The organism is Pseudomonadota bacterium (assembly GCA_016711215.1).
Lineage (GTDB): Bacteria > Myxococcota_A > Polyangia.
This window is the reverse complement of record JADJTL010000001.1, coordinates 401,402-425,000: the sequence shown is the minus strand read 5'-3', so window position 1 is coordinate 425,000 and position 23,599 is coordinate 401,402. Positions and strand designations below refer to the sequence as shown.

18 protein-coding genes and 1 pseudogene (1 of these 19 only partly in view) are annotated in these 23,599 nt (G+C 68.8%); 5 read left to right on the top strand and 14 right to left on the bottom strand.

The features are described from left to right. The 3 genes from IPL40_01705 to ftcD all read right to left on the bottom strand — a co-directional run. On the bottom strand, nt 1-1,000 hold the 5' portion of the coding sequence (locus tag IPL40_01705) for a hypothetical protein (protein ID MBK8479885.1). 17 nt of this gene lie to the left of the window's left edge; the window shows 1,000 of its 1,017 coding nt (coding positions 1-1,000); the start codon lies at nt 998-1,000; its stop codon lies beyond the left edge, outside the window. A 218-nt stretch (nt 1,001-1,218) separates the two neighbouring features. Beyond that, nucleotides 1,219-2,085, bottom strand: coding sequence for a prolipoprotein diacylglyceryl transferase (locus tag IPL40_01700; GenBank protein ID MBK8479884.1), 867 nt, complete (start codon nt 2,083-2,085; stop codon nt 1,219-1,221). Nucleotides 2,086-2,185: 100 nt separating this feature from the next. Beyond that, the gene (gene ftcD, locus IPL40_01695) at nt 2,186-3,217 is read right to left on the bottom strand and encodes a glutamate formimidoyltransferase (GenBank protein ID MBK8479883.1); all 1,032 of its coding nucleotides are present in this window, start codon (nt 3,215-3,217) and stop codon (nt 2,186-2,188) included. 205 nt (nt 3,218-3,422) lie between these two features. On the opposite strand from ftcD, the gene IPL40_01690 reads away from it, so the two are divergent. The 3 genes from IPL40_01690 to IPL40_01680 all read left to right on the top strand — a co-directional run bounded on the left by IPL40_01690 (nt 3,423) and on the right by IPL40_01680 (nt 6,847). Continuing rightward, entirely contained in the window at nt 3,423-4,706 is a 1,284-nt protein-coding gene (locus IPL40_01690; GenBank protein MBK8479882.1) for a protein kinase, read from the top strand. A 189-nt stretch (nt 4,707-4,895) separates the two neighbouring features. Then, nucleotides 4,896-6,170 carry a hypothetical protein gene (locus IPL40_01685; GenBank protein MBK8479881.1) on the top strand — a complete coding sequence of 425 codons (1,275 nt, stop codon included), beginning with the start codon at nt 4,896-4,898 and terminating at the stop codon, nt 6,168-6,170. A gap of 101 nt (nt 6,171-6,271) precedes the next feature. Beyond that, nucleotides 6,272-6,847: a YqgE/AlgH family protein gene (locus IPL40_01680; protein ID MBK8479880.1), complete on the top strand. Its 576-nt coding sequence runs from the start codon at nt 6,272-6,274 to the stop codon at nt 6,845-6,847. 102 nt (nt 6,848-6,949) lie between these two features. Here the strand turns inward: IPL40_01680 and IPL40_01675 are convergent, their stop codons facing one another. Then, complete coding sequence (locus IPL40_01675; protein MBK8479879.1) at nt 6,950-7,558, bottom strand: hypothetical protein; 609 nt, start codon at nt 7,556-7,558, stop codon at nt 6,950-6,952. 105 nt (nt 7,559-7,663) lie between these two features. Next, a complete protein-coding gene (locus tag IPL40_01670) occupies nt 7,664-8,251 on the bottom strand; it encodes a hypothetical protein (protein MBK8479878.1) in 588 nt (195 codons plus the stop codon). 354 nt (nt 8,252-8,605) lie between these two features. Here IPL40_01670 and infC point away from each other — a divergent pair. Then, a pseudogene (gene infC, locus IPL40_01665) lies at nt 8,606-9,339 on the top strand (translation initiation factor IF-3). Between the two features lie 80 nt (nt 9,340-9,419). Here the strand turns inward: infC and IPL40_01660 are convergent. Then, nucleotides 9,420-10,640 carry a diguanylate cyclase gene (locus tag IPL40_01660; protein MBK8479877.1) on the bottom strand — a complete coding sequence of 407 codons (1,221 nt, stop codon included), beginning with the start codon at nt 10,638-10,640 and terminating at the stop codon, nt 9,420-9,422. 155 nt (nt 10,641-10,795) lie between these two features. Next, nucleotides 10,796-13,399, bottom strand: a complete 2,604-nt coding sequence (locus IPL40_01655; GenBank protein MBK8479876.1) for a hypothetical protein — start codon at nt 13,397-13,399, stop codon at nt 10,796-10,798. 101 nt (nt 13,400-13,500) lie between these two features. Here IPL40_01655 and IPL40_01650 point away from each other — a divergent pair, with 101 nt between their 5' ends. Continuing rightward, complete coding sequence (locus IPL40_01650; protein MBK8479875.1) at nt 13,501-15,366, top strand: long-chain fatty acid--CoA ligase; 1,866 nt, start codon at nt 13,501-13,503, stop codon at nt 15,364-15,366. Between the two features lie 6 nt (nt 15,367-15,372). On the opposite strand, the gene IPL40_01645 is transcribed toward IPL40_01650, so the two are convergent. From IPL40_01645 to ruvX, 7 genes are all read right to left on the bottom strand, one after another. Continuing rightward, nucleotides 15,373-16,851 (bottom strand): SpoVR family protein, encoded by a 1,479-nt coding sequence (locus tag IPL40_01645; GenBank protein ID MBK8479874.1) that lies wholly within the window; start codon nt 16,849-16,851, stop codon nt 15,373-15,375. A 31-nt stretch (nt 16,852-16,882) separates the two neighbouring features. Beyond that, nucleotides 16,883-17,992, bottom strand: coding sequence for a DUF444 family protein (locus tag IPL40_01640; GenBank protein MBK8479873.1), 1,110 nt, complete (start codon nt 17,990-17,992; stop codon nt 16,883-16,885). Between the two features lie 29 nt (nt 17,993-18,021). After that, nucleotides 18,022-20,103 (bottom strand): serine protein kinase, encoded by a 2,082-nt coding sequence (locus IPL40_01635; protein ID MBK8479872.1) that lies wholly within the window; start codon nt 20,101-20,103, stop codon nt 18,022-18,024. A 284-nt stretch (nt 20,104-20,387) separates the two neighbouring features. Then, nucleotides 20,388-21,020 (bottom strand): hypothetical protein, encoded by a 633-nt coding sequence (locus IPL40_01630; GenBank protein ID MBK8479871.1) that lies wholly within the window; start codon nt 21,018-21,020, stop codon nt 20,388-20,390. Further along, complete coding sequence (locus tag IPL40_01625; protein MBK8479870.1) at nt 21,017-21,808, bottom strand: ABC transporter ATP-binding protein; 792 nt, start codon at nt 21,806-21,808, stop codon at nt 21,017-21,019. The genes IPL40_01630 and IPL40_01625 overlap by 4 nt, the downstream gene beginning before the upstream one ends. Beyond that, nucleotides 21,808-22,932 (bottom strand): endolytic transglycosylase MltG, encoded by a 1,125-nt coding sequence (mltG, locus tag IPL40_01620; GenBank protein MBK8479869.1) that lies wholly within the window; start codon nt 22,930-22,932, stop codon nt 21,808-21,810. Before mltG ends, IPL40_01625 begins: the two co-directional genes overlap by 1 nt. After that, a complete protein-coding gene (ruvX, locus tag IPL40_01615) occupies nt 22,929-23,501 on the bottom strand; it encodes a Holliday junction resolvase RuvX (protein ID MBK8479868.1) in 573 nt (190 codons plus the stop codon). The genes mltG and ruvX overlap by 4 nt, the downstream gene beginning before the upstream one ends. Nucleotides 23,502-23,599: the final 98 nt, after the last annotated feature.

The following is a 23,599-nucleotide window of genomic DNA, read 5'->3' as shown; positions in this document are numbered from 1 at the left end:
CCATGGCGATGACGACTGATTCTCCTGCGCGCCCCGGTGCTGGAAGGCGCCAGCGACCGGCCGTTTCGAGCAGGCAGTCGCGAAGGACCTCCGCTCCCTGAAGCCCGAGCGTCTTGACGGTCCCGTTGGACTGCAGACGGATGTGAAGGTCGATCTCCGTCGGCGTACGGGGCGCTTTGCGCCGCTGCTTTTGGAAACAGCTCGAGAGGATCGGTCGATAGCGGCGCACCAGCGCGTGATGGACTTGATTGGTGAACTGCTCGGCCGGCTCGAGTCGATGCACCTTGGCCGCGATGCTGCTCGCGAGCTGGTCCCGGCGCATTTCCAGCTCGTCCCACGCGACGTAGGGGCTATCGCCCGTGTTTTCGTCAGTGACTGGACCTCGATAGACCGAGTGGCAGCCCGGAATTGCGGCGAGGGCGCGCGTCACCTCGGCGTCGGCCGCGCGGCGACCGTTGACGATACGCTGCTTGAGCGTCTCCGCTGCCGTCGTCTGCGCTGCGCGTAGCTGAGCGAGGCGGTCCCGCAGCTGGGCGTCCGCCGCGCCGTCGCCGGCGGCGGCCTCCACCTCGCTGACGACGTTGGCGATGCGCACGGCCGTATTGGCGCGCGCCTTTCCTTCCTTGACCAGGGCTTGTTCGACGAGCAGGACGCGCGGGTCATCGAGCTTGCCGAGGAGCTGAACGAGCTGCCGACGGTAGCGCTCAGCCACCTCGTTGCGCTCTCCGACGAGGCGCTCACGCTCGGCGCGCTGGTCCGGCCGCACGCTCTTGAGCAAGATATCGGCGCTCAAGGTCCCGTCATCACGGGCCCACTGGCGCCTCAGCTCACACCACGAGGCCAGCGCACTCGAGTTCTCGCTGGGAGCCTCCGTGGCGGCGCGACGCCGCAGACCGACGAAGATGGCGACCCCGAGCACGACCACGCCCAAGAGCAAGGACGCCACCACAAACCTGCGCAATCGGTGCTCGGTGCTCGCGGGATCAAAGTGCTCGTGCATCGGTCCTGCCTCCGTCGGCCGAGCGCGCAGGGATCAATAGCCCCGCGCTCGCCTTGCAGCGGGCTCCAACGCGGTCGGAGCCGCGACGAGCGCGGCGCCAAATCCGACGAGAGAGCCGAGGTAAAAAAAGCGTCGCCCACTATGCCAGAGGGCGCCGACGGGCGCACATTCCACGGCGGGCAGAGGCCCGCGTGAAGCCCTCGGCTGCTGGCGGCGCGCTACTTGCGCCGGCGCCGACGACGGGCCGGCTGCCGGGCTTGGGGCGCCGCGGCCACTGCGCCACGCCCGCCCAGCGAGCGCTCAGAGGCGGGCGCCCCAGGCCAGTCCCCCTGCCGTCGCAGGTGCAGACCGTGAGCCGCCAGGGCAGCCGCCAGCAGCAGCACGAGGCCGGCGAAGAATTGCCCAGGGGTCAGCCCCCAATAGGTCCGATCCTCAATGCGAAGGCGATCGAGCAGGAAGCGTACGGGGGCATAGAGCGCGAGCATGAGCGCGATCGGAAAGCCGTGGAAGGGACGGAGGCGCCTCAGTCCATAGAGCACGCCGACGAGCACGACCGTGAAGAGGGCCTCGTAGAGCCCGAGATCGTGGACCACAGCGCCGCCCGTCCCGCAACGTACACCGAGCGCGAAGCTCGTCTCCGCCCCGGGATGATCATGCACGACGGTGCAGCCGAGACGGCCAAAGAACCAGCCGGGCACGAGGCCGAAGATGATGGCATCGGCATACTTGAGCAGCGACTGCCGCTGACGGCGGAAGTAGAGCCAGGCGCCCAGTGCGCCGCCGACGAAGCCACCGAACGAGGAGAGCTGCTTCCAGAACTTGAGGAGCACCCAGGGGTCGCGCCGCAGGTCTTCCGGGAAATAGAAGATCACCGAGACCCAATGCGCGCCGATGAAGCCGGCGACGACGGACCAGACCATGGCGTTGGCGCAGACGTCCTCGTCGAGGCCGGTCGCCCGCGCGCGACGCCTGGCCAACGAGTAGCCGATCATCACCCCGGTGCTGACCAGCAGGCCAAAGGGGCGAATCGGCAGCCCGAAGAAGCCCTCGACGGGGACGATTTCTCGGAGGCAGGGAAGCGACATCGATTCACACCGCTCAGCAGTGGGGACCGTCTACCACGACGCGCGAGGCCAAGAAAGGCCAGCGAGGCGGCGGGCCGCTGCTCGCGGCGGCGCGTGGGTGCTAAATTTCGAGCCGCGGCATGGCCGGGCCGAGCACTGCGGCCAGGCGGTACTCCAGAACCTTGAGCGTCGCGGTGAACGGGCGCAGCGCGTCGAGCCCCAAGGCCTCGACGGCAGCCCGCAGCAGCGCACCCTCGTCTGCGGCGGCCTCGCTGCGCCCGCCATCGCCGCCGTCCCGGCCAAGGGCGCGCCGTCCCGGCTCGAGCAGCGCGGCCTTGGGTAGCAACCCAATGACCTCACTGCCGCTGACGCGGACGCCCTGAGCCCGCGCCAGCTCGTCGACGCGCCGAAGAATTCGATCGAGCCCCGTTTCGCGATAGCGCAGGACATTGACGGTGACCTGGCAGCAGTCGTACTCGGCAATGAACCAGCCGAGCGCGCGACAGCCCGGCAGCCCGCTTGGCGGCGCGCCTCGCCCCTCGCGGACCTCGCGCGCGATTGAGCGCGCGATGCTGACATCGCGCGTCGCCAGATTGACGTTGAACGCGATCAGCGGCTCCCGCGCGCCCACCGCGGTGGCGCCACAACGAGCGGCCGTCGCGACGAGACCAAAGTCGGGCTTCCAGCGCAGATCGACCATTCGCCGCGCGAGCGCCTCGTACCCGCCCCGTCGCAGCGCGGCGAGTTCCCGGCGCTCGGGCGTCCGCGCCGCAGCGCCGTAGAGGTAGCAAGGGATGCCGAGCTCTGTCCCGACGCGGGCGGCGAAGCGGGTCGCGACAGCGGCACAGTCAGCGAGGGTAACGCCGGCCAGCGGCACGAAGGGGCACACGTCTGTGGCACCGATCCGGGGATGCTCGCCCCGCTGCGCGCGCATGTCGATTCGACGCGCCGCCTCCGCGACCGCGCGAAACGCCGCCTCGGCCACGGCGTCAGGGCTCCCCACGATCGTCATTACCGTCCGATTGACGGCGACCCCGGCGTCGACATCGAGCAGGTGTGCCCCAGGGACCTCGCCCAGGCGAGCGGCGATCCGAGCGATCACCTCGCCCCGACGCCCTTCGCTGAAGTTCGGCACACACTCGATCAGCTCCACGGCACGCCCTCGCCTCTTCCAACAGGAAATCGGACCTCGCGGCCCAGCCGGCTGCACCCTGGTTCAATCGGCGCGCGCGCCGCGCTCGAGAGCGCCAAAGCGGCCGACCGCGGCCCTCCGCCTCCAGCCGGCCGCTGGCCCGCATCGCCCCTTTGGTTTCTCCGGCTGTTGCGGAGCCTCGGACTGTGGGAACATCCGGCGGACCATGAACCAGGGCGACGCGTTTAAGTCCGAAGCGGGGCCGATTCCCCTCGGCATCACCCTCGACGACACCTACCACGTCCGTCGCCTGCTCGGGCGCGGATCGATGGGGCTGGTCTACCTCGGCGAGGACATCCGCCTCGAGCGTCCCGTCGCGATCAAGGTGCTATCACCGCGCTACTCGGCGGACGCACGCGTCGCCCAGCGCTTTCGCCGCGAGGCGGTGGCGATGGCCAGCGTCCGCGCCGAAAACGTGGTGCAGATCTTCGCCTCCGGTGATTATCGCGGGCACCCCTACTTCGCGATGGAGTACGTCCCCGGCTATACGGTGGGGAGCCTGATCGAAGCGGCAAACCAGCGCGAGGAGCAGCTCTATTTGGATGTCGTCCTGGGCATCCTGCGCCAGGCCTGCCGTGGATTGCAGGCGGTTCACGACCGCGGCATCGTCCACCGCGATATCAAGCCCCCCAACATGCTGATCGGGCCGAGCTTCCGCGTGGCCATCGCCGACTTCGGCCTGGTCGAGACGGTCGCCCAACCGAATGACGTGCGCGACTTGGCCGGAACGCCACTCTACCTCGCGCCCGAGCTCATTCGCCGTGATGCCGTGCCGGAGCATCAGCTCCACCTCGCGGATCTCTACGCGCTCAGCGTCTCGACCTATGAAATGCTGACCGGCGAGCCGCCCTTCGACGCACCCACCGTGGGCGAGATCCTCCAGCTTCATCTGCGCGGAAAGCCACCGTCGGTCACCGAGATCCGCTCCGATATCCCGCGGACGATGGCGGACGTGGTGGCGCGCGCCATGAGCAAGGCGCCCGCCGATCGCTTCGTGAGCTGCCATGAGTTCATGCAGGCGCTCGACGGCGCCCGCCAACACGAGGCCAGCGCGAGGCCGCGCTCCGCGCCCGTGCGCGTGCTCGTTGCCGAGGACGATCCGGAGATGAGGGCGATCTATTCGACCGCCCTCCAGGTCGGCTTTCCTGGCGTAACCGTCCTCACCGCGGACGACGGGCTCGCGGCGCTGAACCTTGCGCGCCAGTCGCGGCCCGACCTCGCGCTGGTGGATCTCAACATGCCGAACCTCAACGGCGTCGAGCTCGCTGCGGCCCTGCGCGGCGACGAGCGGACCGCGAGCATTCCCTTGATCGTGCTGACCGCGCATCTCGACGTCGATAGTCGCCGAGTGCTGCAGCACCTGGGGATCGCTCGACTCGTCCCGAAGCCGATCGATGTCACTGAGTTACTCGCGGTCGTCGGAGAGCACCTGCAGCGGATCCGCGTCTGACGACCGGGTGCGTGGTAGCGCTGGGTCCGCGGGGAGCATCGCCGCCTGGGCGTGGTAAGGTCATCTCCCCGGGTGGTCGGCGAGGGAACGCAGCGACGTCGGCCAGCTTCGGGTGGTCGCCCACTGTCGCTGCCAGCTGTCGCTGCCCACTGTCGCTGCCCACTGTCGCTGAAGGGGGGGTTTCGTCTCGTGCAAGGGAAACGCCCGCGCATCGATATCTCGACGCTTTGCGGCGAAGGTAAACGATCCACGGCGGAGCAGCGCCTGCTCCACTTTGCCAGCCGCATCGTCGCCATCGGCAACTTGCTCCCTGCCGACGAACGCCTCGGTTCGACGGTCCCTTGCCGCTGCCGGCCACACGGCCGCCCCTGCCGCGGGCGGCTCGAGGTTGAACGCCCGCCGCAGGCGGACCGCGTGCGCTGGATCTGCCCCGCCTGCGCCGACGAGGGCGAGGTCACGGGCTGGCGCGGCACGCGCTGGGACCTCAGCGCCGCGCTGCGCAGCGGGCGGGTCGTCTCGCTCTTCGCCGCGCGCTCGCGCGTGGGCGGCCGCTGCGCCCGCGAGACCGCGCGGGTCGTGCGGCTGGACGCGGAGCTCGTCGGCGGACCGGTGCGGATGCTCGAGCCCGTGCGGCGGCAGCTCTGCCTCCCTCTCGACGCCAGCCTGCACAGCTTGCACGCGCTCCTACGCGGCGCGTTCGCCTGGCAGGACGACGGCCCCTATGAGTTCTTGTTCGGCGCGCCCTACGAGCCGGGTTCCCAGCGCTTCACCGGCTGGCAGCGTGACCCGAGCGCCGACAACGCAGCGTCCTCGGTGAGCGAGACCGAGCTGATCGCGCTCGATAGCTTGGCGCTGCGCGTCGGACAGGTATTCGGCTACCTCTTCGACTTCGCCGACGAGTGGGTTCATCGCCTCGAGGTGCTCGCCCTCGAGGACGTGCCACTGACCGACGCCCGCGCCCGCGTCGCCAAGCGCGCCGGCAAGGCCCCTCCGCAGCACGCCGACGGCCGACCCTCCGCGCTTCCGGAGCTCGCCTCTGGCACGCTCGAAGCCAGCCCCGCGCTCGACGGGCGCTGGTCCTACGACCCCGAGTGCCCCTTGCCGCCGCACCAATGGCTGGCGCTCGATCCGGCTGAACAGGTGTTGCGCGTGCTCTCGGCGCACCGCGCCTCAGCCTGCAGCGATCAGGAAAGCACGCTCTTGTTTCACGCAGCGCTGCACTGTCTTGCCGAGACGAGCCTCGCGCAGGGCGACCGTGGCTCGCGGGCGGTGCTGCGCCGCGAGAGCGCACGCGGCGGCTCGCGACACGAGGTCATCCACCACCTCGGTGAGGTGCTGGCGGCACGGCAGCTCGGGCAGACGGAGCCCGAGGCGGAACCAGCGCACGCGCGACCTGCGGCCCAGCCGAAGCTGCGTCGCGCCCGCCCCCTCCCCAGCCAGCCCGAGCAGCAAGAGCAAGAGTAGGTCGAGCGGCAGGGGCGAAGGGCTCGTTCGTTGACGACAGCAGCAGCGCGGCGCGGCGCGGTGGCTTGCGCTCGACGCGTGGCATGCGGTATGGGGGGCCGATGAGCTGGAATTCGGCGTCAGTTGCCGGAGGTCTCTTGGTCGCGGCGCCGGCGCTCCAAGACCCGAACTTCGAGCGTGCTGTGGTGCTGATGTGCCTCCATAACGACGAGGGCGCAATGGGCCTGGTAATCAATCGAGCGGCGCCCCTGACGACGCTCGAGCTCATGCTGCAGATGGGCTTCGAGTGCGCCGACGACGCGGATCCGACCCAGACCGTGCTGATCGGTGGGCCGGTGGCCATCGAAAGCGGTGTCCTGCTCTACCGCGCCGCGCCGGGAACGAGCCTGCGCGACGACGAGCTTCCGGTGACCGACGACCTGCGCCTCTGTCCCAGCCAGGAGCTGCTGCGCGCCATCGCCGCTGGCGCCGGCCCGCAGCAGTTCCAGCTCTTTCTGGGCCATGCTGGCTGGGGACCCGGTCAGTTGGAGCAGGAGCTTTCGCAAGGTTCGTGGATCCCCGCCCGCGCCGAGGCTTTGCTGGTCTTCGAAACGCCGCTGGAGCAGCGCTGGGAGCAGGCGCTCGCGGCGGTAGGTGTGAGCCCGGCGATGCTCGGAACCCTCCGCCCGCAGAATTGACGGCCGCCGGCGCCCCTGATCGTCATCCGCAAGACTGAGCCCGCCGCGCGCGCCGCCGGTCGAGCCGCCGACCGCCGCCGGCGGCTCGACCGGCGGGCTCGACTAACCGAGCTCCTCTCGGAGTTTGCGGAGGACCTGCGAGTAGGAGGTGTTTTGCACCAGGCGCGCCATCGCGCTCGTGTAGCGCTGCACCAAGTCGGCGCGGTTGCGCTGCTGGGCGTCCTTGAGCGCATGAAACAAGGTCGTGAACGCCCGCTCGCTGTTGATGAAATACGCAAGCGCCGCCAAGGTCGCCAAGATCGCCGAGGCAGTCACACTGCGCGAGGACGCGCTAAAGGTGAACGAGCGCTGTTCCGAGTTGACGACCTGGAGCGTGGTCTCCGCCTTGGCGTCAGTACCTGCAAAGCCCTGCTTCGTCTCGAGATGGCCGTGGATGGAGAACGAGTCGAAGCGAATCGTCTGCAGCGAGGGATACTCCTTGGCGAAGCGCGCGACGACCCCGGCGAAGAGCGCGTCGATCAGGCCCACGCCTCGTCCGGCGATCACGCTGCGACCCGCGGCCGCCGTCGAGAGCACCTCGCAGCTCACGGAGGTGCTGCGCTCACGCACGTTCTCCTCGACCACGACGCTCTCGACCTCGAGCTGCAGGTACTCCTCGCCGAGCACCTCTTGCATCAGGGCGATCGCCTCGGCTTGATCGCGCTCCGCCATCCAACACCCCCGCTCGATCAGGCCGCACCCGATCGCGGACACGAGCCCCGACTGCAGCGCCGGCGCCGCGGGTCGGGCCTGCCTCGACCGCAGTCCGCGCGACCCTCAGCGCTTGCGCAGCGCCACAGTACCAGCGCCATCGCGAACGCCGGAGCAAAACCACAACAGCGTGCCGTCGAGCGTCTGGCTACCCAACCGCACGAAATCGAGCTGTGGGTCGGCCAAGGCGACATTCTGGTCGCTCAGCGTCAGCGTCACGAGCGTCACCTCGCGCTCTTCGACACAGGCGTCGCAGAGCCCCGCCGCGTTGCAGCGCCCAGCGCCCCGCTCCAGACAGTCCGTGGCCGAGCTGCAGCGGTCGTCGAGGCAGGCGAGCCTGCGGACCTCCTGGCGCTGGCTGCCCGTCACCCTGAGCCTCTGGTCGACGTCGCGCGTACGCACCACGGCCGTCCCGCCCACGGCATGGGCGTCGATCGCCTCGATCGTGATCAGCACCTCGCTGCTTTGATTGGGGCAGAAAAAGCTGCCAGCCCATTGGCCGGCGAGACCAGCGAGCGCGGAATCACCGCAGGCGAGCTGGCAGCACGACCCCGCGAGGAGGATCGCGAGGCGCGCGAGGCGCGCGAGGCGCCCGGGCGATGGATGGATGCAGCCCACCGCGCCATGATAGAAGCGCCCTGCGGAAGTGGTCAATCGTCCGTGGCGGAGCGCGGCGCCAGGGGCCGGCCCCCGACGGCTCTGCCCCAGGCGCAGGGGATGCGCGCCGGAGGGGACTTGACGGCCCGCAGAACACTGGCACCATGCTGCGCACCGTCCGCGATCCGGGGCTTGATCTTGGCGCGGCGCTCTGCGAGGTTGGACTGCTTTCGCTTGTAATCATTGGTGCGGCCCAGCTACCGCCGCACAGGAGGTGCTCTCATACCACCGCTACCCCCGTCGAAGATCAGGGGCCGTCGTCCCCTGGTACAGGACGCTCACCGCGTCAACCGGAAGATCCTAGCGCGCGATGTGCGCGTGATCGGAGAGGATGCCCGCCAGCTTGGCGTCATGCCGACGCACATTGCCTGCCGCATCGCCGAGGAGAAGGGTCTCGACCTCGTCGAGATCAACCCGAAGGCCGAGCCGCCGGTTTGTGCAAGATCATTGACTACGGTCGCTTCAAGTACGAAGAGGCCAAGAAGAAGCGCGAGAGCAAGAAGAAGCAGACGGTGGTCCAGATCAAGGAAATGAAGCTGCGACCGAAGACGGATAAGCACGACCTCGCGGTCAAGATCCGCTCCGTCCTGCGCTTCCTGGCCGAAGGGAACAAGGCCCGTCTCGTCATTCAGTTCCGCGGGCGGGAAATCGTTCACCCAGAGATGGGTCAGCTGGTGCTGCAGAAGGTGCTCGCCGAGCTCGGAGACTGCGCCGTCGTCGAGCAGTTCCCCGTGATGGAAGGCCGGCGAATGAACATGCTGGTCGCGCCGAAGCCGGGCGCCCGGATCGTCGTTCCGCCCAGCGCTGGCAGCCTCGAGCGTGATGATCGTGCGGCCTCTAGCCGTGACGATGACGACGAGACCGCTGACGACGAGACGGCTGACGACGAGACGGCTGACGACGAGACGGCTGACGACGAGACGGCTGACGACGAGACGGCTGACGACGAGACGGCTGACGACGAGACGGCTGACGACGAGACGGCTGACGACGAGACCGCTGATGACGAGACGGCTGACGACGAAACCGCTGACGTCCCCGATCAGGACCTCGCCGCCACCGCCCCTATCCCCGCGGCCCACTAGCCTTTCGCCGGACGATTCCGTCGCCGGACGATTCCGTCGCCGGTCGGGCACCCACGACCCGCCCTCGGTTGCGCCGACGATCAGGCTTTGACTTCGGGCTCTCCGGCCTCCCTTGCCAGCACCACCTGGTCGCGCCCCGCGAGCTTCGCGCGATAGAGGGCCCGATCCGCGCGATCGAAGAATGCGTGCGCGCTTTCGCCCCCTGCCGTGGTGGCAACACCAGCGCTCAGCGTCACCCCCTTCACCACATCGCCGGCCAGAGGGCTCTCTTTGACCTTGTCACGCAGCTTCTCCGCCACCTGCACGGCGGCATCCTGCCCGGTGCTGCGCAGCAGCACGACGAACTCCTCGCCGCCGTAGCGGGCAACGACGTCTGAACCGCGCACGCCACCGGTCAGGATGCGCGCCACGTCCTTGAGCACCTCGTCGCCCACCAGGTGGCCGTGCTGATCATTGCAGCGCTTGAAGTGGTCGAGGTCGAAGAGCACGATCGACACGCATTCGCCGCTGCGGGACGCGCTCTCCAGCGCCCGCTCCACCGCCGCGCCGTAGTAGCGCCGATTGTAGACCCCCGTAAGGCCGTCGACCTCGGCCATCGCCGCGGTGCGCTGATGAAGACGAGCGCGGTCGATCGCCAGCGCAGCGAGGTTGCCGAGCGCATGGAGGCTGCGCAGCTCCTCGGTCGCTACGCTGTGTCCGGTGAAGAGATTGTCGGCGAAGATCGCCCCGATCAGGCGCTCTTCGACCATCAGTGGCACGACCGCCACGTGGCGCAGCTCAATGATTCGGCCAGCGCTGCCACCGACCTCGTGCAGCAGCGTCAGGGCGTTGCTGCACCACGGGGTGCCATTCAGCATGCAGCGCGCCAGCACGCCGACCAGCTGCGCTTCACCCTCCTCATCGGCCTGCAGGGCGGTCGCCGCCAGGGCCTCCAGCCGATTGCGCGGAACGCTGAAGCTCGACATCTCGCTGGTCAGGGCCTGACTGGCCGTGTCCTGCAAGAAGGCCTCGAAGCGCGGCAGCAGATCAGGAAAATTGACCTCCTCCCGCTCGATCTCCGTCCAGATGCGCTCGGCGTCCTCCCCAGTGCGCGGCCCCACCGCGAGGCGCACCTTCAGCGTCCGTCCCTCATCGTCGTCGAGCAGGAGAAACGCGCGGTTGAAGCCGAGGCCATCACGCGACGTGATGCCCGAGAGGATCACGTAGAGCACGTAGTCGAGATCGAGCGTGCTGAGAATGGCCGTCGTCACGACCATCCGAAACTCGAGTTCCTGGAGCAGAGATTCGCTGTTCTTCGCCATCGTAGTGCCCGACCTGCGACGCCTCCATCCCTGATCTACACGGGTCTCCTGTCCACGGGTCTCCGCGGAAGGGCTTGCGTCGATGGTGCGGCATCATAGCGTGGCGGTCACCGGGGATCCACGGCCACGCGCGCCTCCGCGATCGCGGGAGCGACTCAGAGCGGAAAGCTGATCCGCAGGTAGCGCTCCCCGCCCTGGTCGACGACGGTCGCCGTTGGCGTGGCGGGACGCGACAGCTCGATCACGACGCGCACGACGCTCGCGCGCAGCGGGACCGTCGTGATCGCCGAGACCACCTCCCCGTTGACGAGGCGCGCCTCGGCAGGCAGGCCTGCTCCCTCGGCGCCGCTGAGCAGCACCACGCTCTTCGCCCAGTCGCTATCGAGGCGATAGACGTTCTGGCGACCCAAGGGCACCCACACCTGCTCCGCGCCGCGCACTCGGTCGAAGCGGAGCTGCGCACGCGGCGTCGCCGGCGGCGGCAGGACCCGGACCACCGGAAGGGTACGTGGCGCTGCCGCAGCGCTCACCCGCCCTGGCTCAGCCGGCGCGGACGTCAGGGGCGCCGCTTGGGCAGCCGGCCTCACGCCGGCGGTAAGCGCTGATGCGGACACGAGCGGCGAGCCGCCGCCGGGGAGCGCCCTCGCCTCGCGGTCCACCAGCCGCTGGGCCTCGGCGCGAAGCTGGCTCGCCTCTTTCTGGCGCACGAGCGCCTGTTGCTGCTCGGCGTGGGCAGTGGCCAAGCCCTGCTCCGCCTCGCCCTGAACGCGGCGCGCCTCGGTCAACGCCAGGCGTGCGGCGACCAGCTCGGCGCGCGCGACCGCGCGATCCTGCTCGGCGCGCCGCGCCGCGCCGCGGCTCTGTTGCTCGCTGCGGCGTGCCTGCTCCAGCTCGCTCAGCGCGCGGTGCGCGCTCAAACGCTGGCGTTCAGCATCTGCCCGGGCGCGCTCGGCCTCGTCACCCGCCCGCTCGACTTGCTCGCGCGCGAGCTGCGCCGCCTGCTCCATCGCCTTGGCCCGCGCGAGCTGCGCTGCCAATTGCGCGCGCAGCGCCTGCGTCGAGGTCGCCTCTTCGCTACGCGCCCGCTCGGCTTCGCGCTGGGCACGGGCCGCGTCCTGATCGGCACGACGTGCTACCGCGGCGAGCTCCCCCGCCGTGCGGTGCTCTCGCGCGGCCAGGGCCGCAGCTCCACCGGCAGCCGCGCTTTCTGCCTGGCGCGACGCACTCGCCGCCTGCTTGGCCTGCTGCAGCGCCTGCAGTCGAGCCCCCTCCGCCACCGCGGCGACCTCTGCGGCCCGTTGGGCGGCATCCTCAGCACGCCGCCGAAGGGTCCCGGCCTCGGCAACGAGACGTCGACCGGCCGCCTGTTCGCGCTGGGCCTGCGCTAGCGCTCCACGCAGCGTCTCGGCCTCGCGCGCCGCCTGCGCGATCGCGGTCTGCTGTTCGGCCATGCGCGCTCGCGCCGCCGCCGCCTCGCCCCGTGCGCGCTCAGCCTCGCCCTCCACGCCTGCCAGGCGCTCGGCCAACGCGCGCACCCGCTGCGCCTCCTCTGCACGGACCTCGCGTGCGGCCCGCTCCACCGCCGCGCCCTGGGCTGCCTGCGTTTGCGCGACAAGACGCCGCGCCAGCGCCGCGTCTTGTCGCGCCTGTTGCAACTCGGCCCGCGTGCCGCCCACCTCCGACGCGAGCGAAGCGTTCTTCCGTTCCAGCTCAACCAGGCGCGCTGCCTCGGCGCGCAGGCGCACGCTCTCCACCCGCGCGGCTGTCGCTTCGCGGCGCAGTCCCTCGAGCTCGGCCCGCGCGCGCTGCTGGTCCTCGCGCAGACGCGCGGTTCCGCGCGTCTCACGCCTGCGCTGGCCGGCGGCGTCGTTGCGCAACGCCTCGACGGCCGCCAGCGCCTCGGCCAAGCGTTCGTCGAGCTGCGCCGCGCGCTGCTCCGCTCGTTGGCGTGCCTGCGCGGCCTCCGCGCCGGCGCGGCCCAACTGCTCGAGCTGCGCGCGCTGCCGCTCGGTGGTCTGCTGGGCCGCGAGGGCCGTCGCCTTCAGCGCCCGCTGCTGCTCGACGGCCTGGCCCATCTCGGCCGCCGTCGCCTCGGCGAGGGCCAGGCGCTGGCGCAGGACCTCGGCCTCCGCGCGGGTGCTCTCCAGCGCAGCCACCGCCGTGTTTGCACGGTGCGCCTCCCGGTCCTCTGAGGCCTGGGGCGGCGCGGACCCGCCCCGCAGGGCAGCGCCCGAGGTGCGCCGGGCGGGACGCGTCTGGTCGGAGGTTGTGTCGGCCGGCTGCTGCGCGACGACACCCGGCTCAGGCCCAGCTACTCGGCCCCCTGCCTCCGCTGCGGGAGGAGGCTCGAGCGCCTGGACCTGCACGAGCAGGTCGAGCCCCTCCAACTGGACGCGGGTGGCCGCCTCCCGACGCAGCCCGATCGTCAGCCGCACGCCTGTCCAGCTCTGACCGCGATCCACCGCAGACGCGGCCACATGTGACACCGCCCAGCTACCGACATCCGTCCAGCGTTGCGCACCGGCGAGCTGGGCATTGGCGACGTCAACCACCAGTCGACGCGGCGCCTCGAGCTTGAAGATCGCGAAGGCAGGCGTCGCGCTACAGGGGACGCGCAGCGTCGTCGCGCCCAACGCGCTGGAGGTCACCACCATCGGCCCGAGCCGAAGGGGTGCGGCGGCGCTGGCCTGCGCGCTCGGCACGGAACCGAGGGCGACGAGCAGCAGAGCCAGATAGGGCAACGACCTCGAGCTGCGCATCGGCAACGCGCCTCCTGCGGCAGGCTAGCCCGCTGTGGGGGCCGGACAAAGTTATCGGTGGCCCGCGGAGTCCTGCTCGCACGGCCCCATCGTGCGCTATGATGACGCGATTAGCCCCCGAGAACCGACGCATTGGGCGCCCGCCTAGACAGGGAGCGGAACCGGTGAACGACCCGTTCTTCGCCTCGATTTCAGCGCTTTTTCTCCAGCGCTGCGCGACCACCCCTGACGACCTGGCTTATCGCTTTCCCCGCGCTGATGAGAGCTGGGCGACGCTGACCTGGCGTCAGACAGCCGAGCGCGTGCGCCGCATCGCCTGCGGGCTGCAGGCGCTGGGGCTGCAGCCCGAGGAGCGCTGCGCCATCCAGTCATCGACACGGATCGAGTGGATCCTCGCCGATCTCGGCATTCTCTGCGCGGGGGGCGCCACGACCACGATCTATCCGTCGAACACCGCGATCGACTGTGCCTTCATCATCGGCGACTCCACCAGTCGCGTGGTCTTCGCCGAGGACGAGTCCCAGGTCGCCAAGCTCATCGAGCAGCGCCCCCAGCTCGCGCACGTCACGCGCGTTATCACCTTCGAACCATGCGGCGAGCACGGCGATTGGGTGATGGACCTCGCGGCACTGGAGGAGCTCGGACGTCGCTTCGACAGCGAGCATCCGGGACAATATGAAGCGCTGATCGGCGCGATTACGCCCCAGCGGCTCGCAACCTTGATCTACACCTCGGGCACGACGGGGCGACCCAAAGGGGTCGAGTTGACGCACGACTGCTGGCTCTTCGAGGGCGCGGGCATCGCCGGGTTGGGCCTGCTCGGCCCCGAGGATCACCAATACCTCTGGCTGCCGCTATCGCATGTGCTCGGCAAGGTCCTCGAGCTGGCGCAGCTGCACGTCGGCTTCCCGACCACGGTCGACGGCCGTGTGCCTAAGCTGATCGAGAACCTGGCCGTCGTCCGCCCGACCTTCATGGCCGCCTCACCACGCATCTTCGAGAAGGTCTACAGCAAGGTGCTGACCAACATCGCCGAGGCCGGCGGCATCAAGCGCAGCATTTTCCACTGGGCCGAGGGTATCGGCCGCGAGGTCTCTCGCCGCCGCCAACGCGATCAGCCCCTGGGGCTCGCCCTCGCGGCGCAGCACCGCCTGGCCGACCGCCTGGTCTTCGCCAAGCTCCGCCAGCGCTTCGGCGGACGCCTGCGCTTCTTCATCTCCGGTGCCGCCCCGCTGCCGGTCGAGATCGCGGAGTTCTTCCATGGCGCCGGGATCCTCATCCTCGAGGGCTACGGCTTGACCGAGTCGAGCGCGGCCACCTTCGTCAACCGGCCCAGCGCCTACAAGTTCGGCACGGTCGGGCAGACGATCGGCGCGACCGAGGTGCAAATCGCCGACGCCGACGGCGAGATCCTCTTGCGGGGCCGCGGGGTGATGCGCGGTTACCACAACCTCCCGGAGCAAAGCGCTGAGGCGCTGAGCGCCGACGGCTGGCTGCACACGGGCGACATCGGCACGCTGGACGCCGACGGCTTCCTGCGGATCACCGATCGCAAAAAGGACCTGATCAAGACCTCGGGCGGCAAGTACATCGCGCCGCAGGCGATCGAGGGCAAGCTGAAGGCCCTCTGCCCGCACCTGAGCCAGATCCTGGTTCACGGCGACCGGCGTAACTTCTGCTCGGCTTTGATCACGCTCGACGCCGAAGCCCTGGCCCAGTGGGCCAAGGAGCGCGGACTCGCTGGCAGCTACGCGGAGCTGACCGCGCTGCCCGAGACCCGCGCGCTGGTGCAGGCTGCGGTCGACCAGCTCAACGGCCGCTTGGCCAGCTACGAGACGATCAAGAAGTTCGCCGTGCTACCGCAGGACTTCACCGTCGAGGACGGCGACCTGACGCCGAGCTTGAAGATCAAGCGCAAGCTGGTCGAGGACAAGCACCGGACGCTGCTCGACAGCTTCTATCGCTGACGACGCTCACTGCCCGTCCCAGCTGCGCTCGCTATGCTCGCGGCCGTCGAAGCGCAGCAGCTTCGGCTGGTCCTCGAGCCGCGTCGCCAGGTTGACCGGCCGCCGCCAGAGGCGGTTCAGATTGCCGAGCGTGTCTCGCGCCCAGTCGAGGCGGAGATCGACGCCCTCGTGGCGGTGTCGCAGCAGCAGCTCGCCGCGGTTCTCGAAGTTCCCATCCTCGACCTCGATCAACGGCTGCCCCTGATGGGTCAACATCGCCAAGAGCTTGGCCTTGATCTGCTGGAACTGCCGCGACTGCAGCTCCCACTGCGAGCTGCGCTCATTCCAACCGAAGGCATAGAAGAGCTGCTCGCGGCAGAAATCCTCGGTGAAGAACTCGTCGATGAACATCACGTCGTTGTAGAGCGCCCGCACCTCGAAGATCCGCTGCCGCCCCTGCCCGAGCTGTCGATCCCAGCGCTTCTTCTCGGCGAGGTCATCACACTCCTCCCACTCCTTGCCGAAGCGGCCCATGTTCCAGCGTTCCTCGATATGCCGCAGCAGCTCCACGCCGAGCTTATAGGGATTGAAGGGGAATCCGCCCGCCAGCACGCCGGCGTTGATCTCTGCGTAGTCGATCACCTCGGCGTCGGTAAGGATGCGCTCCGTCATGATCCGCGAGTGCCAGTAGCTGGCCCAGCCCTCGTTCATGATCTTGGTCATCGCCTGCGGCGCGAAGTAGTAGGCCTCCTCGCGCACCATCTCCAGCACGTCGCTCTGCCAGCTCTCGAGCGGCGCGTGCTCGACCAAGAACTGCAAGACGTCGCGGTCCGGCCGCGCCGGAAGCCGTGGCGCCCGCTCGGCCTCGCTGCGCTCTTCGGCCGCCGCCTGCTCGGCTGCCGCCGCGAAGAGCTCGGGCGGATTGATGTAGCGCTCCATGTAAGAGGCCTTCACCGGCAGGCGCAGGGCCGTCGCCCTGGCTTCGCCGCGCGCTCCGTCCCCATCGCTGGGGCCGTGCCGCGCGCGCTCGATGTAGAGCGACATCGGATCGATCAGGTTGTCGACGGAGAGGCAGACGTCGATGAAGGACTCGACGCGATCGACACCGAGGCGCTCCATCAGTCGGCGCACGCGGGTGGCGTGGTTCGCCATCTCGTCGATCATCTTCCGGTTGGTGCGCGAGAAGTAATAGTTATTGCGGAAGAAGTCATTGTGGCCGCAGACATGAGCCATCACCAGCTTCTGCTCGACGTAGCTGTTGCCCTCCAGCAGGTAGGCGTAGCAGGGGTCGTTGTTGATCACGAGCTCGTAGATCGTCGACAGGCCGTAGGCGTGGCTCTTGGAGAGTCGCTCGTATTCCATGCCGTAGCGCCAATGCGGATAGCGCGTGGGAAAGCCACCGTAGGCCGCCACCTCGCTCATGGTCTGGTAGTCCAACAACTCGAAGACCTGATCGAAGAGCTTAAGACCGCACTCGCGCGCGACCTGCTCGACCTCGTGCTGCATCTGCTGGAGGTTGGAGGGCAGCGCTGCCACGCTAGTGCCCCTTGCCGAGGAAGGTCCGGATCGAATCGACGATCGCCTCTCGGTTGGCGATCTCCGAAGCGATTACGCCGTCACGCTCGAAGTCGAAGCGCTGGCGCAGATCCTTGAGGAACTGCCCGCTGCCGTAGGGGCTCTCGACCTGCCCATAGCAAAAGACGTTGACGGCGGGGACGATCTGCTCGCTGAGCAGTCGCATGCAGAGCGCCGTATCGTCGACCGACCAGTTGTCGCCGTCCGAGAAGTGAAAAGGGTAGATGTTCCACTCGCTCGGACTGTAGTCCTCCCCGATGATCTGCGCGCAGAGCTTGTAGGCGCTCGAGATCATCGTGCCGCCGCTCTCGCGCGTACGGAAGAACGTGTCCCGGTCGACCTCCTTGGCCGTGGCATCGTGAATCAGGTAGCGCGACTCGAGGCCGCGATACTGCGCCCGCAGCCAAGTGTCGATCCAGAACGACTCGATTCGCACGATCTCCTTCTGCTCGTCCCCCATCGAACCTGAGACATCCATCATATAGATGATCACGGCGTTGGTCTCGGGCAGCGGATCGCGGCGCCACGAGCGATAGCGCACGTCGTCGCGCACCGGCACGATCAAAGGTCGCTCGAGGTCGTAGGTGCCCATCGCCAGCTGCCGCCGCAGGGCCTGCTTGAAGGTGCGCTTGAAGTGCCGCAGGGAGTTGGGCCCTGTCCGTCGCACCGAGGTGTAGCGATAGCGCTCGGCGACGATGTGTTCGCGTCCTCGCGGCTCGATGCGCGGCAGCTCGAGCTCTTCGCCGAGGATGCTCGCCAGCTCCTCGAGGCTGACCTCGACCTCGATCAGGTGCTCGCCGGGCTGCCCACCGGCCGCGCCAGCGCCGCCCTCACCCTCGCCGGGAGCGAGGCCGTCGCCGACGTTACCTTGCCCCTGACCCACGCCGCCCTGTTGCTTGGCCCCGAGCCGGAAGCGCGGCGTGTTGATCTGCGGCAGCGGAATCGTCACCGATTGCTGGCCCTGGCGCCCGATCAGCTCGCCCTGACTGATGTATTTGCGCAGATTCTGCTTGATCCGACCGCGGACGATCTTCCGGAAGCGGCTGTGGTCCTGGTCGATCTTCTGCGTCACGAATCACTCCGGCCAGCGCCGAGGCGCGTTCAGCGTGGCGACTTGGTATCACCGCGGGCAAAGATCGAGGCCACGAAGCTCAGCGCATCCGAGGCGCAGATCTCGCAGTAGTGGTAGTTGCGCAGCAGCCGCCCCTTGACGACGTCGATCTTCTCCTGCGTGTCCTTGTCGACGACCGCGGAGACCAGCGAGGTCAGCTTGATCGAATCCTTCTGATCCTCGAAGAGCTTGAGCTCCAGCGCCTTGTGCAGGCGTTCGTTCGTCCGGTAGTCGAACTTCCGCCCCTCGATGGCGAGCGCGCCGATGTAGTTCATCACCTCGCGCCGGAAGTCGTCCTTCCGACTATCGGGGATGTCGATCTTCTCCTCGATCGATCGCATCAGCCGCTCATCAGGCTCTTCGTCTTGACCGGTGTAGCGATTCTTGACCTTCTCCTTCTGAGTGTAGGCCTTGACGTTGTCGATGTAGTTGCCGCACAGCTTGCCGATCGCGTCCTCGTCGGCGGAGATAGCGCGCTGCACGTCATTCTTCACCAGATCCTCGTACTCCTGCCGCACGACGCCGATCAGCTCGCGGTAGCGCTTGCGCTGATCCTCGCTGTTGATCAGGCTGTGAGAGCGCAGCCCGCTCTCGAGCTCGTTGAGCACGAGGAAGGGGCTGATGCAGCCATGGTTCTTCTCGCTGACCAGGGCGTTCGACAGCTTATCCTGCACATAGCGCGGTGAGATGCCATCCATGCCCTCGCGCTTGGCCTCCTTGCGCAGCTCCTTGATGTTGTCCTGCGTGAAGCCGGGCAGCGTCTTGCCGTCGTAGAGCTTGAGCTTCTGCAGCAGCGTGAGGTTGTGCTTCTTGGGCTCCTCGACACGGGTCAGGGCCGCCCACATCGCGGCCATCTCGAGCGTGTGCGGCGCGATGTGCGTGTCGGGAATCGTCTGGTCGTTGTAGTCGCGCTGGTAGATGCGCACCTCTTCGCTCATCCGCGTGATGTAGGGGATGTCGACCTTGATCGTGCGGTCGCGGAAGGCCTCCATGAACTCGTTGTTGAGCAGCTTCTTGAACTCGGCCTCGTTGGTGTGCCCGATGATCACCTCGTCGATGTCGGTCTGCGCGAACTTCTTGGGCTTGACCATTCGCTCCTGCGTGGCGCCGAGCAGATCGTAGAGGAAGGCGACGTCGAGCTTGAGGATCTCGATGAACTCGATCAGACCGCGATTGGCGATGTTGAACTCACCGTCGAAGTTGAAGGCCCGCGGGTCGGAGTCGGAGCCGAACTCGGCGATCTTGCGGTAGTTGATGTCGCCCGTCAGCTCGGTCGAGTCCTGGTTCTTCTCGTCCTTCGGCTGGAAGGTTCCGATGCCGACGCGGTCCTGCTCGGAGAGCACCAGGCGCCGCACGCGCACATGCCCCACGACCTTCGCGAAGTCGCCGTTGTAGTGCTCCATCAACCGGCGAAAGATGAAGCGGCACTGGGGATCGAGGTCGCCGTGCACGCGCAAGGTCGAGCGCCCCTGGCCCTCGAGTCCGAGCGCGCGGAAGGCCTCGGCCCGCCAGTCTGGAGGGATCAGCTTGAGCGGATCCTCATGCATCGGGCAGGGATGAACGTCTTCCTTGTAGAGCGACAGGCCGCTCCCTTCGCCAAGGTCCTTCCAAAAGAAGGTGTAGAGCGCACCCTCGGGTGACTTCGAGTACTCCTCGATGCCCTTCTTGAGCAAGCGCGCGATCGTTGATTTGCTGCTGCCGACCGGCCCATGCAGCAGGAGCACCCGCCGCTCCGGGCCATAGCCTAAGGCCGCGCTGCGAAAGATATTGGTCAACTTCATCAGCGGGATGTCGAGACCAAAGATCGCGTCCTTGCCGCCGTTGCGCTCGTCGCGAAAAAAGGGAAAGCGCACCAGCTTCTTCTTGGAGTCGAGATACTCCTCGCGGCCGTGGGAGAGGATCATGTCGTAGAGGCGCTGGAAGGCGTTGCGCACCACCTGCGGGTTCTTGCGCACGATCTCGAGGTAGTCCTCGAAGGATCCCTCCCAGTGCAGGTCGGCGTAATGTTTGTAGTCTTGAAGGCTGGCGATCTTCTGCACCAGCGCGCCGATGCCGCCAACGGTGTTGCTCATGAGATCGCTGCCCCCTTCTTGGATCGGGCGACTGCTTCTGCGCTGGTGCGCGGCACTGATCAGATCATTGACGTAGGGTATCACGCAAGATTCGGCGCAGCAATGAAGCGGAATCTCATCGGAAGAGCGGGACGTCTGCCTGATTGGCCGCCTGTGTCGGCACGGCCTGCCTCAGTAGTGGCTCAGGCTTCCCTCGCGACGGGCCCGCCGCACGGCCCAGACAAAACTCGCCAGCCCGAGCGGCGCGGCGACCGCGGCGGTGAGGGCGAGCCGCAAGAGCGCGCTCAGCGCGCCCCGCCCGTCGACACGCCGCCGGCCAGCGCCGAGGCGCCGCCGACAAAGAGACTGAGCGGATCGCTGCGACGCAGCAGCATCGTCAACGTGGCGGCGAAGAACCCGATCGCGGCGAAGGCCATCGGCGCCACGATCAGCCCCACGGCCAACAACGGCCAACCCTCGCGGGTGGGACCCGTCCCGAGCAGCAGGGCGCCGACCCCGAGCGTGGCGACGGCGCCGCCGAAGGCCGCCAGAATCCCATAGAGGGGCGCGCAGACCAGCACGACCCAGCTCGGGGTCGGCGTGGCCAGCATCGCCTCGAGGGTGCCGGCAAGCTGCGCCGCGCGAATCGTCGTCGGGTAGGCCGCCACGAGCGCGTGCTGGAGATTGAGCAGCACCAACCCGACCAACCCGAAGCCGAGGTATCCTTGGCCGTAGCGCGGCGGCAGCGCGACCCCCTGAGCGTCGACGAAGCGGGAGAAGAACACCATCGCCGCCAAGGTGGTCGCGAGACCGATCAGGCGCAGCACGAAGGCCGAACGATAGGACACAGCCTCCTGCCAGCCGCGACGGATGAACGCCCAGGCCACCGGCCCCAGCGTACACGCGCCCGCGCGCGCCACCGGCGAGCTGCCGCTCATGGATCCACCCCTCCCGCGCCGCTCCCCACCCCCAAGAGCCGCGGCGCTTCCTCGGGCGCGCCACCGCCTACGATCCTACCCTGCTCGATCATCACGACGCGGGTACAGAGCTCCCGTACCTCCGTCAGATCGTGCGTGGCCACCACCGCGGTCCGCCCCTGCAGCAGCCGCTCTCGCACGAAGCGCCGCAACTCGCTGGCGCGCCGCGGATCCACCCCGCGCGTCGGCTCGTCGAAGAGGAAGAGCTCGGGATCGCCCAGCAGGGCGCGCGCGAAGGCGAGGCGCTGCCGGGTGCCGCTCGAATATTCGCGCACGGCGCGATCGGCATCGCCCTCGAGCTCCACCCGGGCCAGCGCCGAGCGCACGCGCGTCCGTGCGGCCGCTCCGCGCAGACCGTGCAAGACGGCGAAGAACTCGAGGTTTTGCTGGCCACTGATGCGCCAGGAGAAGCTGCGCTCATCCGCGCTGACGTAGCTGACCTGGCGACGCAGCGCAGCGCCGAGACGCGCCACGGGCCGCCCGAGCAGCTCGAGGACGCCCTCGTCCGGCAGCAACAAGCCGGCCGCGAGCTTGAGCAGGGTCGACTTGCCGGCGCCATTGGGTCCGAGCAGACCGACGATCTCACCGCGATGGACCTCGAGGTCGACCCCCTGCAAGGCCGCGATGCGACGGCCGCGCCAGCGACCGCGCAGCAGCTCCGGCAGTCCCGCCGAGGCGAAGTAGTGCTTGCGCAAGGCGGCGGCAAGGAGCACGGCGTCTGCCTGATCGGAGACCGGCGCTGGCGGCACTAGAGGCCCGAGGTCGCGCCGAGGGCGCCCTTGCCGCCGCGCTGGTAGCGCTCGACCGCCCGCTCGTGCTCGGCCCGCGTGGCGGAGAAGACGTGGGTCCCGTCGTTGCGGGAAACGAAGTAGACGGCCCGCGAGCGGGCCGGCTGGAGCACCGCTTCGAGCGCGGCCCGGCCTGGGTTGCTGATCGGCCCGGGAGGCAACCCGGCACGCGTGTAGGTATTGTAGGCGTTTTCGCGATCGTCGAGCTGAAGCCGTCGCAGCCGGCCGGCGAAGCTCTGGCAGGCCGCCGAGCGGCGCAGCGGCACGGTGCAGCCATAGATAATCGTCGGGTCCGTCTGGAGCAGGCCAGCGGTGAGGCGCGGCGTCAGCAGGCGGTTGAAGAACACCGCAGCGATCAGCGGACGCTCGCCGGCCTGGCCAGTCTCCTTCTCGATGATCGAGGCCAGCGTGACGATCTCGCGCGGTCCCCACCCCAGCCGGCGGCGCAGCCAATAGACCCGCTTGGCATGCTTGCGCTGCAGCGCGAGGTAGACCTGCTGGTGGCGGCGCACGAGCACGCCCACGACCTCCTCCGCGCGGGATTGCGTGCGCAGCCGGTAGGTATCGGGGAAGAGGAAGCCCTCGACCGACTCCCCGACGCCGGGAACCCCCAGCCGTCGCATCAGAGGAGCATCGCGCGCAGCCGCGAGGAACTCGTGCTCGGCGAGCACGCCCACGCGCGAGAGATGGCGCGCAACGTCGAGCAGGTTGCTGCCCTCGGGAATCGTCAGCATTACGGTGGGTGCTGGAACGCCCTTGACCAGACGCGCCAGCAGCTCGCGTGGGGTCAGCGAGGTGCTGAGAAGGTACTTGCCCGCGCGAATCCTGCCGGTCACGCCGCGGTAGCTCGCGTAGAGGCGAAACGCGAGGGCGCTGCGCACGAGGCCTCGCTCGTCGAGCAGACGGCTGACGGCGAGCAAGCGCGCGCCGGGGACCACCACGACCTCGACGCTGCGGCCAGGCAGCGCGGCGGGCCGATCGGCGAAACCCAGCGCATAGTGGGCGAGCCCCCAGAGCCCGGCGCCGCCGGCCGCCAGGGTCAGCAGAACCACGACGAGCGCACGGCGCCGCGCGCGCCGGCTCATGAACTCGACCTCGGCGTCGAGCTTCGGGCCGGATCCTTCGGCTGTGGCGAGGCGGCCGCGTCGCGGCCGCCGAGGAACCCCTGGAGGATCAACGCCGCTGCGACATGGTCGATCACCTTGCGGCGCCGCTGGCGGCGCACCTCCGCGGTGATCAGGAGCCGCTCGGCCTCGACGGTGGTGAAGCGCTCGTCCCAGTAGCACACCGCACCGGCGAAGCGCGCGGCGACGCGCTCCCCGAGCTGGCGCACCCGCCGCGCCGCGGGCCCCTCCGCGCCTGAGAGCTCAAGCGGCAGCCCTAAGACGAGCCCCTCGGCCTCGACCTCGGCGCAGACCGCCAGCAGGCGCTCCACATCGTGGGCGCCTCCCCGCCGCTCGATCGTTCGCAGTGGCACGGCAACGCCGCTGGCGTCGTCCCCCACCGCCAGCCCGATCGAGCGACTGCCGCAATCTAGAGCCAGCCAGCGCACGGCGCGACTCTGCCAGCGCCGCCACGCGGGTGTCAACGAGCGCCCCGACGCCCAGTCAACGCCCAGCGGCGAGCCGAAGCACGCCGCGTCGGCCAGCCGCATCGGCCGCCAAACGAGGCATTGTGCGGCGACCCGCTGCGGCGGCAGAATTACCGCTCGCGCGGCGCGTCTGCGCGTGATGGCCTTCACGGGAGCCTGCC

Bases quoted from the DNA above. Each gene is read 5' to 3' on its own strand.
- IPL40_01650 (MBK8479875.1), top strand. From the start codon at position 13,501: ATGACGCGATTAGCCCCCGAGAACCGACGCATTGGGCGCCCGCCTAGA.
- IPL40_01675 (MBK8479879.1), bottom strand. From the start codon at position 7,558: ATGGCGGAGCGCGATCAAGCCGAGGCGATCGCCCTGATGCAAGAGGTG.
- IPL40_01635 (MBK8479872.1), bottom strand. From the start codon at position 20,103: ATGAGCAACACCGTTGGCGGCATCGGCGCGCTGGTGCAGAAGATCGCC.
- IPL40_01655 (MBK8479876.1), bottom strand. From the start codon at position 13,399: ATGCGCAGCTCGAGGTCGTTGCCCTATCTGGCTCTGCTGCTCGTCGCC.
- IPL40_01645 (MBK8479874.1), bottom strand. From the start codon at position 16,851: ATGCAGCACGAGGTCGAGCAGGTCGCGCGCGAGTGCGGTCTTAAGCTC.
- IPL40_01690 (MBK8479882.1), top strand. From the start codon at position 3,423: ATGAACCAGGGCGACGCGTTTAAGTCCGAAGCGGGGCCGATTCCCCTC.
- IPL40_01700 (MBK8479884.1), bottom strand. From the start codon at position 2,085: ATGTCGCTTCCCTGCCTCCGAGAAATCGTCCCCGTCGAGGGCTTCTTC.
- mltG (MBK8479869.1), bottom strand. From the start codon at position 22,932: ATGAGCCGGCGCGCGCGGCGCCGTGCGCTCGTCGTGGTTCTGCTGACC.
- ruvX (MBK8479868.1), bottom strand. From the start codon at position 23,501: ATGCGGCTGGCCGACGCGGCGTGCTTCGGCTCGCCGCTGGGCGTTGAC.
- IPL40_01630 (MBK8479871.1), bottom strand. From the start codon at position 21,020: ATGAGCGGCAGCTCGCCGGTGGCGCGCGCGGGCGCGTGTACGCTGGGG.
- IPL40_01680 (MBK8479880.1), top strand. From the start codon at position 6,272: ATGAGCTGGAATTCGGCGTCAGTTGCCGGAGGTCTCTTGGTCGCGGCG.
- IPL40_01660 (MBK8479877.1), bottom strand. From the start codon at position 10,640: ATGGCGAAGAACAGCGAATCTCTGCTCCAGGAACTCGAGTTTCGGATG.